The 13,306-nt window shown below is 35.7% G+C and carries 12 protein-coding genes; 5 read left to right on the top strand and 7 right to left on the bottom strand.

The window, feature by feature from the left end; translation table 11 throughout:
- Positions 1-15 precede the first annotated feature (15 nt).
- The 3 genes from ettA to holA all read right to left on the bottom strand — a co-directional run bounded on the left by ettA (position 16) and on the right by holA (position 3,014).
- Positions 16-1,710 carry an energy-dependent translational throttle protein EttA gene (gene ettA, locus ACXX8U_RS05500; protein WP_210790217.1) on the bottom strand — a complete coding sequence of 565 codons (1,695 nt, stop codon included), beginning with the start codon at positions 1,708-1,710 and terminating at the stop codon, positions 16-18.
- 49 nt (positions 1,711-1,759) lie between these two features.
- Entirely contained in the window at positions 1,760-1,942 is a 183-nt protein-coding gene (locus tag ACXX8U_RS05495) for a CAL67264 family membrane protein (protein ID WP_166134592.1), read from the bottom strand.
- A 67-nt stretch (positions 1,943-2,009) separates the two neighbouring features.
- A complete protein-coding gene (holA, locus tag ACXX8U_RS05490; RefSeq protein ID WP_458564967.1) occupies positions 2,010-3,014 on the bottom strand; it encodes a DNA polymerase III subunit delta in 1,005 nt (334 codons plus the stop codon).
- Positions 3,015-3,108: 94 nt separating this feature from the next.
- Between holA and ACXX8U_RS05485 the strand changes: the two genes are divergently transcribed.
- The 3 genes from ACXX8U_RS05485 (at position 3,109) to ACXX8U_RS05475 (ending at position 5,476) form a co-directional block, all read left to right on the top strand.
- Positions 3,109-3,564, top strand: a complete 456-nt coding sequence (locus ACXX8U_RS05485; protein WP_458564966.1) for a type I restriction enzyme HsdR N-terminal domain-containing protein — start codon at positions 3,109-3,111, stop codon at positions 3,562-3,564.
- A gap of 9 nt (positions 3,565-3,573) precedes the next feature.
- Positions 3,574-4,560 (top strand): glycosyltransferase family 2 protein, encoded by a 987-nt coding sequence (locus ACXX8U_RS05480; RefSeq protein ID WP_458564965.1) that lies wholly within the window; start codon positions 3,574-3,576, stop codon positions 4,558-4,560.
- Between the two features lie 82 nt (positions 4,561-4,642).
- Positions 4,643-5,476 carry an OmpA/MotB family protein gene (locus ACXX8U_RS05475; protein WP_458564964.1) on the top strand — a complete coding sequence of 278 codons (834 nt, stop codon included), beginning with the start codon at positions 4,643-4,645 and terminating at the stop codon, positions 5,474-5,476.
- 326 nt (positions 5,477-5,802) lie between these two features.
- Here ACXX8U_RS05475 and ACXX8U_RS05470 read toward each other — a convergent pair whose 3' ends face one another.
- The 3 genes from ACXX8U_RS05470 to ACXX8U_RS05460 all read right to left on the bottom strand — a co-directional run bounded on the left by ACXX8U_RS05470 (position 5,803) and on the right by ACXX8U_RS05460 (position 9,728).
- Positions 5,803-6,423, bottom strand: a complete 621-nt coding sequence (locus ACXX8U_RS05470) for an L-threonylcarbamoyladenylate synthase (RefSeq protein WP_458564963.1) — start codon at positions 6,421-6,423, stop codon at positions 5,803-5,805.
- 85 nt (positions 6,424-6,508) lie between these two features.
- A complete protein-coding gene (locus ACXX8U_RS05465; RefSeq protein ID WP_458564962.1) occupies positions 6,509-8,842 on the bottom strand; it encodes an ATP-dependent helicase in 2,334 nt (777 codons plus the stop codon).
- Positions 8,843-8,960: 118 nt separating this feature from the next.
- Positions 8,961-9,728: a sulfite exporter TauE/SafE family protein gene (locus tag ACXX8U_RS05460; RefSeq protein WP_458564961.1), complete on the bottom strand. Its 768-nt coding sequence runs from the start codon at positions 9,726-9,728 to the stop codon at positions 8,961-8,963.
- Positions 9,729-9,850: 122 nt separating this feature from the next.
- On the opposite strand from ACXX8U_RS05460, the gene ACXX8U_RS05455 reads away from it, so the two are divergent.
- Positions 9,851-10,372 (top strand): DUF7935 family protein, encoded by a 522-nt coding sequence (locus ACXX8U_RS05455; RefSeq protein WP_458564960.1) that lies wholly within the window; start codon positions 9,851-9,853, stop codon positions 10,370-10,372.
- Positions 10,373-10,380: 8 nt separating this feature from the next.
- Here ACXX8U_RS05455 and ACXX8U_RS05450 read toward each other — a convergent pair whose 3' ends face one another.
- Positions 10,381-12,447 carry a M1 family metallopeptidase gene (locus tag ACXX8U_RS05450; RefSeq protein ID WP_458564959.1) on the bottom strand — a complete coding sequence of 689 codons (2,067 nt, stop codon included), beginning with the start codon at positions 12,445-12,447 and terminating at the stop codon, positions 10,381-10,383.
- A 93-nt stretch (positions 12,448-12,540) separates the two neighbouring features.
- Here ACXX8U_RS05450 and ACXX8U_RS05445 point away from each other — a divergent pair, with 93 nt between their 5' ends.
- The gene (locus ACXX8U_RS05445) at positions 12,541-13,284 is read left to right on the top strand and encodes a Dph6-related ATP pyrophosphatase (protein ID WP_458564958.1); all 744 of its coding nucleotides are present in this window, start codon (positions 12,541-12,543) and stop codon (positions 13,282-13,284) included.
- Positions 13,285-13,306 lie beyond the last annotated feature (22 nt).

The raw sequence follows: 13,306 nt of genomic DNA, 5'->3' as shown, positions 1-13,306 counted from the left end.
TAGTAAAATCAATTCTTAACTACGAATTAATTTTCTGTATTTCAATCGCTTTGGAGTTAAATCACCACCCAAACGTTTCTTTTTGTTTTCTTCGTATTCAGAGAAACCACCTTCAAAGTAATACACTTCTGAATCTCCTTCAAAAGCTAAGATGTGAGTACAAATACGGTCCAAAAACCATCTATCGTGCGAAATAACTACCGCACAACCCGCAAATTTCTCTAAACCTTCCTCCAATGCACGAAGTGTATTTACATCCAAGTCATTCGTAGGCTCATCCAATAATAGAACGTTACCTTCTTCTTTTAAAGTCATTGCTAGGTGCAAACGGTTACGCTCTCCACCAGAAAGCATCGAAACTTTTTTGTTTTGCTCCCCGCCACCAAAATTAAAACGAGAAAGGTAAGCTCTTGAATTTACTTGCTTTCCTCCCATCATGATTAATTCCTGACCGTCAGCAAAATTTTCCCAGATTGATTTATTAGGATCAATATTAGAGTGTGATTGGTCAACGTAAGCAATTTTTACCGTCTCTCCTACTGAGAATGATCCGCTATCTGTTTCTTGCTCGCCCATTATCATTTTGAAAATTGTCGATTTACCAGCACCATTTGGCCCAATAATCCCAACAATTCCAGCTTGTGGCAAAGTAAAATTCAAGTTATCGTATAATAATTTTTCACCAAAAGCTTTTGCTACATTTTTTGCTTCGATAACATTTGTTCCTAGACGCGGTCCGTTCGGGATATAGATTTCTAGATTTTCATCAAGTTGCTTTTGATCTTCGTTTAGCAACTTGTCATAGTTTTGCAAACGCGCTTTTTGTTTGGTCTGACGGCCTTTTGCACCTTGACGAACCCAGTCTAACTCACGCTCCAAGTTTTTTCTACGTTTAGAAGCTACTTTTTCTTCTAATGCCATTCTGCTTGACTTTTGATCCAACCATGAAGAATAATTTCCTTTCCAAGGAATACCTTCACCACGATCTAACTCTAAAATCCAACCCGCTACATTATCCAAGAAATAACGATCGTGCGTTACTGCAATTACAGTACCCGCGTATTGTGCCAAATGCTGCTCTAACCATAATACCGACTCCGCGTCTAAGTGGTTGGTTGGCTCATCAAGTAACAATACATCTGGTTGTTGCAACAACAAACGACAAAGTGCTACACGACGACGCTCTCCACCAGAAAGATTTTTGATTGGCGTATCTCCCTCAGGTGTGCGTAAGGCATCCATCGCGATTTCTAGTTTAGTATCGATTTCCCAAGCGCCTAAAGCATCAATTTTATCTTGTAATGCCGCTTGACGGTCCATCAATTTATCCATTTTATCTGGATCAGAATAGTTTTCTTCTAAACCAAACAAATCGTTGATTTTGTTGTATTCTTCAAGTACAGCCATCGTTTCAGCAGCACCTTCACGTACAATTTCGATAACCGTCTTTGTCTCATCCAAAATTGGTTCTTGCTCTAAATAGCCAACTGTATAGCCTGGAGCAAAAACTACATCACCTTGATAGTTTTTATCAACGCCTGCAATAATTTTTAATAAAGAAGATTTTCCAGATCCGTTCAAACCTAAAATACCAATTTTAGCCCCGTAAAAGAAACTTAAATAAATATTCTTTAATACTGGTTTATCAGCCCCTTGGTAGGTTTTACTCAATTTTGACATTGAGAATATTACTTTCTTATCGTCTGCCATGATTTATCTTTTTTTAATGTATTTCTTCTAATTTTTAATTCAATATAGTTTACAAACGCCCCTTTAAAGAGCTAAATACCCAAGCGTTAGCAAAAAAACCAACTCCTACAGCGGCAAAGCCCCAGCCAGCAACATCATCATAACGAAAAGCCCCCAGTGCAATAAGCAAAAGCCCCATTAGTATCATAATTAAAGTAGCCCAACCTAAAATTGTATTTTTATTCATTCCCATATTTGTGGTATTACGTATTTAAAATCCTGTTACTCATAACGGGCTACAAATATCGTTCTTTTGAGTTTTAATTGAAAATTTTATAAAGCATTTCTCGTAGTAAATCAGATTGCGACATTTGATTGGCACCTACTCCCTTGCTCTTAACATCAATATCCCGCAAAGCACCTACAATTTGGCTGACTTTTTTCATAGGATAATTTTTTAAGGCTAAGTCGTATTCTTTCATAAAAAATGGATTTATACCGAGTACAGCAGCTACATTTTTCGGATTTTTGTCCTTTAAACCATGGTATTTTAAAAGCTGTATAAAAAATCCAAAAACCAAGCTGGTAGTCACTACTATAGGATTGTCTTTTGGATTTTGGGCAAAATTCGCAGCAATTTTGTATGCCTTCAGTTGATTGCGTTCCCCCAAAGCTTTTCGCAATTCAAAAACATTATAATCTTTACTAAAGCCAATATTCTCCTCAATATCTTTAGGCATTATAGTGCTTCCTGGCGGAAGAATTATTTGCAGTTTTTCAAGCTCATTATTGATTTTACTCAGGTCAGTTCCTAAAAATTCTACAAGCATGGCATTAGCCTTAGGGTCGATACCATATTTTTTACCAGACAAAACGCGTTTAATCCAATCGCCTACTTGGTTTTCATACAATTTTTTACTTTCGAAAACCAACCCGTTTTTGGCCAATAATTTAGTTACCTTTTTTCGTTTGTCTAAAGTTTTGTATTTGTAACACATCACTAAAACCGTGCTTGGCATGGGGTTATCGGCATAGTTTTCCAATTTTTCAATGTTGCGGGACAAGTCTTGGGCTTCTTTGACAATGATCACTTGACGATCTGCCATCATAGGGTAACGTTTGGCTGCAGAAACAATATCATCAATTGTTACGTCGCGACCATATAAAACCGTTTGATTGAAACCTTTTTCCTCTTCTGTCAAGACTTTTTGCTCAATATAATCAGAAAGTTTGTCAATATAATACGGCTCTTCACCCATTAAAAAATAAATAGGTTTGATAACTCCATTTTTAATATCAGTGACAATTTTTACAACTTCGTCCATAAAATGTGGTGTTTTAGCAAAAGTACGGAGCCAAATAAAAAGCATTCCTGCTATTTTACGCCATCACTTTAAACTAAATACTTATTTTTGCCGCATGCAGCAATTACAATTTTCTACTTTTCAATTTCGTTTCAAAAATAGCGAAAATAAAACAGCAATTTTTGATGTTATTCGTAAAAAATTCATCATTCTTACACCTGAAGAATGGGTCAGACAACATGTCATTCACTTTTTGATAGAAGAAAAAAAATATCCAAAATCACTCATCAATGTTGAGAAAGTACTTCAAGTGAATGGCTTGCGCAAAAGATATGACGTGGTTGTTTACTTAGCAGACGGTAGTATTTTTGTACTCATTGAATGTAAAGCTCCCGAAGTAAAAATTTCGCAAGCCACTTTCGATCAAATTGCACAGTACAATATGACCTTGCAAGCACAATATTTAATGGTAACGAATGGTTTGAATCACTATTTTTGCCAAATGGATTTTCAAGAAGAAAAATACCAATTTTTGAGAGACTTACCCGATTACCCTAACGATACGATTTAAAAACTAAAAATGAAAATAGCCGTTGTTATATTAAATTGGAATGGAGTGCAATTGCTCGAAAAGTTTTTGCCGTCAGTGGTTCAATATTCTCCTGAAGCAAAGATTTACGTCGCCGATAATGCCTCGACTGATGCATCAATAGCTTTTGTTAAAGCCCACTTTCCATCTGTTCAAATCATTCAAAATAAAGGGAATTATGGTTTTGCAAAAGGATACAACGAAGCTTTAAAAAATGTACATGCAGATGTGTATGCTTTAGTAAACTCTGATATTGAGGTAACACCAAATTGGTTAACCCCAATTGTAAAAACATTTCAAGAAGAGCGCTCAACAGCAATAATTCAGCCTAAAATTTTAGATTACAAGCAAAAGGATTTGTTTGAATATGCTGGCGCAGCGGGCGGATTTATTGACAAATATGGGTATCCGTACTGTCGCGGCCGAATCTTCGACTCTATTGAAAAAGATAATGGGCAGTACAACGACAACCGAACTATTTTTTGGGCATCGGGCGCTTGTTTTTTTATTCGAACCTCCTTGTACCATGAGTTGAAAGGTTTTGATGATGATTTTTTTGCACATCAAGAAGAAATCGATTTATGTTGGCGTGCCAATAATAAAGGTTATCAAATAAAATATGTGCACGAAAGTACCGTTTTTCATGTTGGCGGAGCAACATTGCAGCAAGGCAACCCAATGAAAACCTATTTGAATTTTAGAAACTCCCTATTTATGTTGACTAAAAATTTGCCGAAAAAAAGTTTGATTCCCATTCTTTTTACGAGAATGGTTTTAGATGGATTGGCGGGAATACAGTTTTTAACAAAAGGAAAAGTGAAACATTTTTGGGCGATATTGAGAGCGCATTTTTCATTTTATCAGGGATTTAGAAAGCATTATAAAAAACGGGATATGGTGCAAATGATACAGTATTACCACATAAAAAGTATAGTTTATCAATACTTCATTAAAGCTGGCAAGGTCTTTGAGCAATAAGTTTTAACAATTAATTGTACTTTTGTAGCCTATTTAATTAACACTTTAAACCTATTTTTGTAAAACAACAAAATAATTATTTATGAAAAAAATCGTATTAACATTATCCGTAATGGCACTTTTGACCTCATGCGTTTCTAAAAAGAAATACACTGAGTTAGAAGCTAGAAACAAAGAAACTCAAGATTTATTAAACACTGCTACTGTAAAGTTAAATGCTTGTTTAGAGGAAAAAGCGGGACTTGCTGCTACAGCTGCAACTTTAAAAGAGCAAAATCAAGGTTTAATCAGCGTTTCGAAAGATATGACGGTTTTATCTACTAAAGGTGCGGAAAACATTGAAAAAGCCTTGGAATCTATCAAGGAAAAAGATTTAAAAATAAGCAGAATGCAGGATGCTTTAACTAAAAAAGATAGTGTTACACTAGCTTTGGTTACAAGTTTAAAAAGTTCTGTAGGTATCTCTGACCCTGATATTGAAATCAATGTTGAAAAAGGAGTTGTATTTATCTCAATTGCTGATAAATTGTTGTTCAAAAGTGGAAGTTATGATGTAACTGACAAAGCTAAAACAGTTTTAGCCAAAGTTGCAAAAGTAGTTAATGACAAACCAGATTTTGAATGTATGGTTGAAGGTCATACTGACAATGTTCCTTACAACGGTTCAGGAGTACTGTTAGACAACTGGGATTTAAGTGTAAAACGCTCTACTTCTATCATTCGTGTATTGACGAACCAATTGGGTGTAAAACCAGAGCAATTGATCGCAGCAGGAAGAAGTTCATACATTCCTTTAGTAGCTAATGATTCTGCTGAAAACAGATCAAGAAACAGAAGAACTCGTATTGTAGTATTGCCAAAGATTGACCAATTTTACGATATGATCGAAAAAGAAATGAAAAAACAAAAACAATAATTAATTTTATGTTTTAATTAAAAAATCACCTCGCGCGAGGTGATTTTTTTTTAAAATTCTGTTAAAATAAAAGAGGCAGATCCGAAGACCTGCCCTAATGTATCCTCAATTTTTCTTTAACAACCAATTAAATATAATTAAGAATAACATGCTATAAATTAAACTTTACTGACGCGATTTTTGTAAATATAGATATTAAAATCAAAATAGCCAAAACCAGGCCAAAAAAATATTTGCTAGACGAAAAACTAAAAATATCGACAACAGACAGCACAACAAATAAAATACCTACAAAAAATCTTGCTTATCTACAAACCAGTTTAATGTTATAAAATATCCAAGCTGCCTTTTCCTTCACGAACAACTACTGGCTCAAAGTCAGATAAATCGATGATGGTGGAACCTACATTATCTCCGTAACCGCCATCAATAACAAGATCAACTACATTTTGCCATTTTTCAAAAATCAGCTCCGGATCTGTTGTGTATTCAATAACATCATCTTCATCTCGAATTGAGGTTGAAACAATTGGATTTCCTAATTGTTTTACTAATTCCAGAATGATGGAGTTATCTGGAACACGAATTCCGACCGTAGTTTTCTTTTTAAATTCTTTTGGCAAGTTGTTATTTCCGGGTAAAATAAAGGTATACGGTCCTGGCAAAGCACGCTTTAAAATTTTAAAAGTAGGCGTATCAATTTGTTTCACATAATCAGATAAATTGCTTAAATCATGACAGATAAAAGAAAAATTGGCTTTCTCTAGTTTAATTCCTTTGATTTTTGCAATGCGTTCCAGTGCTTTAGTATTGGTAATATCACAACCTAATCCGTAAACCGTATCGGTTGGATAAATCACCAATCCTCCTTCTTTTAAAACCTTCACTACTTTTGCAATAGCGGCTTCGTTGGGTTTGTCTTCGTATATTTTGATAAACTGTGCCATTTATTTTTAAGTTTAAAGTTTAAAATGTTTAAGGTTTAAAGTGCTTTTTAATGACATCTTTAAACCTTAAACTTCAAACAAATTTTTATCCGATAATATCCAATTTCGCAAAGCGCAATAACAATTTTTTAATGCCACCTACTTCAAACTTTATTTCTGCTTTTTTATCAGCACCAACTCCTTCTAAATTGAGAACTTCGCCTTTGCCAAAGCGTTCGTGCATAACCACATTTCCTATTGCCAATTGATTGTCGAATAAATTACTGGTTCCCGCACCTGCATTAGAACCAACTGGTTTTAATTTTCGGACATTAATTTCAGGTTTTGGTCCCGGAGTACTTGTTTTAGGTGGCGGAGTTCCGTTAGATGGTTTCGCTAATCGCAGTTTAGATTTATCAACATCGCCAAAAATATCGCTGTCAATCATTGGTTTAAATCGGTAATTACTCTCTGCAGGAGTTAAATACTCTAAATATTGAGGGTCAATTTCTTCAATAAATCGTGATGGTTCGCTATCAGTCAATTTGCCCCAGCGATAACGCGATTGCGAATACGTTAAATACGCCTGGTGTTCGGCACGTGTTAAAGCTACGTAAAACAACCTACGCTCCTCTTCAAGCTCGCTTCTGGTACTCATACTCATAGCACTAGGAAACAAATCTTCCTCCATACCCACTACAAAAACGTGAGGAAACTCAAGTCCTTTTGCGAGGTGAATAGTCATTAAAGCCACACGATCCTCATCGCTAGTATCTTTATCTAAATCAGTAGCCAAAGCTACATCTTCCATAAATTCAGCCAAAGATCCTCTTGCGCCATCAACTTCAATTTGCCCTTCGGTAAAATCTTTGATACCATTTAAAAGTTCTTCGATGTTTTGAATTTTTGCCATTCCCTCAGGAGTCGCATCTTTTTTGAGTTCTTGAATTAAACCTGTTTTTTTAGCAACATGTTCAGCCAAATAAAAGGCATCTTGGTTTTCATTAATTGCTTGGAAACTTTGAATCATAGTTACAAAATCCAGCAACTTTTGCTTGGTACCCGAGTTGAGTTTTAAATCAATTCGTTCTATATTTTGCATTACTTCGAATAACGAACGCTTGTAATGATTAGCGGCAATAGTCAGTTTTTCGATGGTGGTATTCCCAATTCCTCGTGCAGGGTAATTGATTACACGAATTAACGCTTCTTCGTCCTTTGGATTCAAAACCAAACGCAAATAGCACAAAACGTCTTTTACTTCCTTCCTTTGATAAAATGAAAGTCCACCGTAAATACGATACGGAATGTCTCGTTTACGCAGCGCATCTTCCATAGCTCTCGACTGCGCATTGGTACGATACAAAATAGCAAAAGCCCCATTGTGGAGTTGATTCTGCATTTTTTGTTCCCATATTGTACTCGCAACAAAACGGCCTTCTTCATTATCGGTAAGGCTGCGATGCACTTTTATTTTGGGTCCAAAATCATTGGCTGTCCAAACAATTTTATCCAGCTTGACTTTGTTTTTATCAATAATCGTATTGGCCGCCTCTACAATATTTTTAGTAGAACGGTAATTTTGTTCCAAGCGAAAAGTTTTCACACCTTCGTAATCCTTTTGAAAGTTTAAAATATTATTGATATTGGCACCTCTAAAAGCATAAATACTTTGAGCATCGTCACCAACTACACATATATTTTGGAATTTATCTGATAATGCGCGCACAATTAAGTACTGCGAATGATTGGTATCTTGGTACTCATCAACCAAAATATATCGGAAACGGTTTTGGTATTTGGCCAAAATTTCTGGAAAACGCGTTAAAAGCTCATTGGTTTTCAAGAGCAAATCATCAAAATCCATTGCACCTGCTTTGAAACAACGGTCTACATAATTTTGATAAATTTCGCCCATTCTAGGTTTCTTCGACATGGCATCAGCCTCTTGAAGTTCGGGATTATTGAAATAAGCCTTTACCGTAATCAAACTATTTTTAAAGTTAGAAATACGTCCTAAAACCTGCTTTGGTTTGTAAACATCACGATCAAGCTGCATCTCTTTGATAATTCCTGAAATGGCGCGCAACGAATCCTGAGAGTCGTATATGGTAAAATTAGAAGGATATCCTAAATGTTCCGCTTCTGAACGCAAAATTCGAGCAAACACAGAGTGAAAAGTACCCATCCAAAGATTTTTGGCTTCGCCTGCTCCTACGATATCTGAAATTCTTTTTTTCATTTCGCGTGCAGCCTTGTTCGTAAAGGTTAGCGACAATATACTAAAAGCATCGATGCCTTGGTGCATTAAGTAAGCAATACGAATGGTGAGCACCCTTGTTTTTCCGGAGCCGGCACCCGCAATGATGATCATAGGACCGTCCTTTTGCAAAACAGGTTCGCGCTGGGCTTCATTCAGTTGATCGATATATTTGTGCATGGAGAATAATATAGTTTAAGAGGACAAAAATAGGCATTTTGAGCGAGCTTTGGAACATCAAAAACAACATTTACGCTCCCGCAATAGCTGGAAAGTAACGTTGCATTTAAGCTCATTTTTATTTAAAAAACACATCGTAGGCAAACCTAGTCAAGGTGCCAATTACGACAATCAAGAAAAATATTCTGATAAATCCATTGCCTTTATTTATGGCTAATTTAGCTCCTAAAAAACCACCAAAAGCATTACTTGCAGCCATGGGCAAGGCAATACTCCAAATGATTTTTCCTTTGATAAAAAACAAACAAATAGAACCAAAATTAGTCGCTAGATTAACCATTTTGGCATTGGCACTGGCTTGTAAAAAGTCGAAGCCCATAATGGCTATAAACGCGACTACCAAAAAACTTCCTGTGCCTGGACCAATAAAACCATCATACAACCCAATCACAAAACTGATGGAAACAGCATACCAAATTTGGGTTGTCGCAGAAGTATCTTTTGTTTTTTGTTGTCCGAAATTTTTGTTTGCGTAGGTATAAATTACCAAAAACGACAACACAATAAGCAACAAAGGCTTCATAAAATCATTGCTCACATAAGTCAGTAAAGTAGATCCTAAAAAAGCGGAAGGAAGTGCCAATGCCATCATTAATGCCAATAATTTCCAATTCATACTGACTTTTTTTAGGTATTGGTAGGCCGCAATTGAAGTACCACTAAAAGCAGGAATCTTTAGTGTCCCAATTACAGTTGCTACTGGAAGATTTGGCAACAAAACCAATCCCATTGGGGTTTGAATTAAACCGCCACCGCCTACAATTGCATCAATAAATCCCGCAAAAAAAGCAGCCAAACACAATAAAGGTAAAATGTAGTTTTCCATCGTTAATTTTTCAAAGGCGAGACAAAAATAGTATTCCACCGCCTTATTAGCTAAGAATGTTAAGTTGATTTGTACCTAAAAAAGTATATTTTTGCTTTTTGATTAATACTATAAAAATAGCTATGGATACTTCTAAATTAATTGACATTCTTTCTTACACTTTGCCATCACTTGTTACAGGTGGTGTAGCCTATTATTTTTTTACAGCTTATTTTGCAGAAATGCAGCAAACAAGAAAATTTCAGTTACAGAATGAAGCTAACAAACAAGCCTTACCGCTACGTTTGCAAGCCTATGAGCGTTTGACCTTATTTTTAGAACGAATTAATCCGAATAAATTATTATTGCGAGTAGCACCTATCAGCGACAATAAAAACGATTATGCCAATTATTTAATTAGTCAAATAGAGCAAGAATTAGAACACAATTTAACACAACAACTATACATTTCTGATGAAGCTTGGACTATTATTCTTACGGCGAAAAACAGTACGATTCAGATGATTCGCAAAATAGCTAGTGAAGCCAACGTAGACAATGCCGATCAGTTACGAGAGCAATTGTTGCAACAATTTTTAGAAAAACAAACTCCGAGTCATGCTGCCTTGGCCTTTTTAAAAAATGAAGTGGCGGAAATGTGGTAAAATTGCAATTATAATTCTTTCAACAATCGGTTTAGCTTCGCTTTCTCAGTTGCCTCTAAATCAGGTTCTAAAGCAATGAAAACGTTTCTCCATTGTTCATTTTTCAATAGCAACCGAATTGAATCGCGACCAAATTTAGAAAACTGCCACATGTGATGTGTAGTTGCTTGAACCAACTCACGCAAAACAACCTCGTCAATTAACTCAAATGCAATTAGTTTTTCAAGCGCATTTTGACGGATGTTAGCCTCGTATTTTGCAGATGCGTATGATTTGAGTTCTTTTACCGCTGTATCAATTTCATTAAGATAATTTGGCGTGGTAATCGCTATCGAAAGCCATAAAACTCTCAAGTTGTAATCATTAAAACCCACCCAATTTCTTGAATGATCCAAATATTTAGATCGATTTTCTGGAAATAAATCACATAGTGTCAACAAGGCAATTTCTCGGGTTTGATAGGAGGCGTCTTGTAATAAAGTTTCGTATTGCTCCCTAAAACTAGCGGGGAATTGCGGTAACAATTGCGCAACAACTTGCCGTAATTGCAAATCATTTGATTGCAAAGCTTTGGTAAAAAAGATGGCTTGACGTTCCCACTTTTCATTTTTTAGTTGTTTGAGTACAGCTTCTTTTACGGGAAAGTACATTTGAGAATCCATAATTTTGAGCATGGAATCGAACTTTTGGTCCCAACCCACTTTTTTAAGCTGTTCTACTTCCAATAAGCTTTGTATCATTTTGTTTTTCGATAATAATTCATTGCTTTTTGGAGTATCGAATGCGGTACTTTCGAGCCAAATTTTGCTAAAGTTCTTCACGTCATACGAGGATACTTTTATTACCTCAGCGAAAAAGTCATCTGTATCAACGGTTAGAAATTCATGTTTAGTGAGGTAATTTCGAATGACTTTTTTAAACGCTTCGTCGCCAATATCTTGATGCAAAACAAATAGCGCCCAAGCTCCCTTTTGGTAAAAAGTAAGGGAACTTGCCTTCGCATTTAAAACAGGAATTGCATCCGTGCGCGAAGCAAATTTTAACTGCTGTGCCGATTCATATAATTTAAAATAAAAGTAGTCATCGCCATATAACTCTCTTTCTGCAAGCAAAGCAAAATAAGTCGCAAAACCCTCTTGTAACCAATGATGGGTGCTACTTTTTGCCGTGATCAAATTGCCAAACCATTGATGGGCCAACTCATGAGCATTCACATTGGTATAACTGCGGTCATTAAAGCCTACCTCATCTACAACAAAACGCGAATTAAAAATCGTTGCTGTTGTATTTTCCATTCCTGCATACAAAAAGTCTCGCACAGGTACTTGCTGGTAGACCTCCCATGGATATGGCACGCCAATTAGTTTTTCAAGCGAATCAAACAATTGCTTATTGTAACGATAAGTCCAGTCAAATCGCGCAGAATCATTGGGCTCTAAATAAGTATGTAGTGGCACTTTCGATTTAGAAAATTCAATTCGTTTATCAAATTTCCCGATAGCCAACATCAACAAATACGAACTCATTGGTTTAGTCATCTTGTAGTTCCATGTTGCTTTATTGTCCTTTACGATCTTTTCCTTTAGAATACCATTCGTGATAATGGTATAATCCTTATCAAATTGTATGGCAAGATTAAAAACTACTTTTTCGTTCACATCATCAAAACTCGGGATCCAATTACTGGTATATTTCCCTTGCCCTTGTGTCCAAATTTGTAAATTATCTAAAGTAGTTGATCCAACAAAATAAAGCGCTTGCTTAGGGCTACATTGATAATTTAAACTTAGCGTATAGTTTCCTTTTTTAAAATGAGAAACTAAGAGCAACGCTTTTTTGGTGTTATGAAAGCGAACAGGCTTTTGATTTAAGAGGACCTCATCGAACATCATATTTTGTGCATCAATAGCTATTGTGTCGGTATCTTTTAAAACATCAAAAGTATAGGTTACAGTGCCCACAACAGATTTGTTCTCTGCGTTAATCGTTAGCACTGCATTTGCGGTAGTAAAATCAACCAAATTGGTTTGCTGTCCCCAAGCAAAAGAACACATGAGTAAAAAAATATATTTCATAAAAGTATTTTCAGCAAGATTTTCAAAGTTACAAAGGATTGCAATACTACCGCTTGAAATTTTGTAAGTTTACGGCACAAAACACAACTTACATTGAAAACGAAAGCCTTATTTAATTGGAGCAGTGGCAAAGATTCTGCACTGGCACTATATAAAATTTTACAACAACATGAAATCGAAGTGACTTGTTTACTTACAAGTGTAAATGAAAAATACGGCCGTATTTCAATGCATGGCGTGCGCGAAAGTTTATTAAGGGAGCAAGCTAAAAGTATCGGAATTCCACTAGAAATTATGTATTTACCAGAAATGCCGAGCATGGAAGTTTACGAAAATGTGATGCATGAAAAACTATCAAAATTAAAAGATCAAGGAATCACCCAATCAATTTTTGGAGATATATTTCTAGAAGATTTACGCCGTTATCGTGAAGAAAAATTAGCTACTGTTGGTCTTCAAGGTATTTTTCCGCTTTGGCAAAAGCAAACGCCTGAACTCATTCAAGAATTTATTGATTTAGGATTTAAAACAATAGTAGTTTGTGTAAGCGAAAGGCACTTAGATCAAAGTTTTGTTGGGCGAATTATTGATGCTTCCTTTTTAGAGGACTTGCCTGCAAATGTAGATCCTTGCGGTGAAAATGGAGAATTTCATACTTTTACTTTTGACGGCCCTTTGTTTAAGCAACCAATCGACTTTGAAATAGGAGAAACTGTGTACCGAAAATATGAAAAACCAACCACTTCAACTGCTTCAAAAACAGCCTGCGATACGGATTCGGGCGCTCCTTACGAATATGGATTTTGGTATTGTGATTTGATAGAAAAAACAATGTAAATGACAGCATTTACATTGTTTT

Source organism: Flavobacterium sp. GNP001, assembly GCF_054343775.1.
The sequence above is the reverse complement of the archived record's forward strand: the minus strand, read 5'-3'. Positions and strand labels throughout refer to the sequence as shown.

What these genes read in the sequence shown, in the direction of transcription:
- ACXX8U_RS05460 (WP_458564961.1), bottom strand. Translation starts at nt 9,728, where the DNA reads ATGGAAAACTACATTTTACCTTTATTGTGTTTGGCTGCTTTTTTTGCG.
- ettA (WP_210790217.1), bottom strand. Translation starts at nt 1,710, where the DNA reads ATGGCAGACGATAAGAAAGTAATATTCTCAATGTCAAAATTGAGTAAA.
- ACXX8U_RS05455 (WP_458564960.1), top strand. Translation starts at nt 9,851, where the DNA reads ATGGATACTTCTAAATTAATTGACATTCTTTCTTACACTTTGCCATCA.
- ACXX8U_RS05475 (WP_458564964.1), top strand. Translation starts at nt 4,643, where the DNA reads ATGAAAAAAATCGTATTAACATTATCCGTAATGGCACTTTTGACCTCA.
- ACXX8U_RS05480 (WP_458564965.1), top strand. Translation starts at nt 3,574, where the DNA reads ATGAAAATAGCCGTTGTTATATTAAATTGGAATGGAGTGCAATTGCTC.
- ACXX8U_RS05485 (WP_458564966.1), top strand. Translation starts at nt 3,109, where the DNA reads ATGCAGCAATTACAATTTTCTACTTTTCAATTTCGTTTCAAAAATAGC.
- ACXX8U_RS05450 (WP_458564959.1), bottom strand. Translation starts at nt 12,447, where the DNA reads ATGAAATATATTTTTTTACTCATGTGTTCTTTTGCTTGGGGACAGCAA.
- ACXX8U_RS05470 (WP_458564963.1), bottom strand. Translation starts at nt 6,423, where the DNA reads ATGGCACAGTTTATCAAAATATACGAAGACAAACCCAACGAAGCCGCT.
- ACXX8U_RS05495 (WP_166134592.1), bottom strand. Translation starts at nt 1,942, where the DNA reads ATGGGAATGAATAAAAATACAATTTTAGGTTGGGCTACTTTAATTATG.
- holA (WP_458564967.1), bottom strand. Translation starts at nt 3,014, where the DNA reads ATGGACGAAGTTGTAAAAATTGTCACTGATATTAAAAATGGAGTTATC.
- ACXX8U_RS05465 (WP_458564962.1), bottom strand. Translation starts at nt 8,842, where the DNA reads ATGCACAAATATATCGATCAACTGAATGAAGCCCAGCGCGAACCTGTT.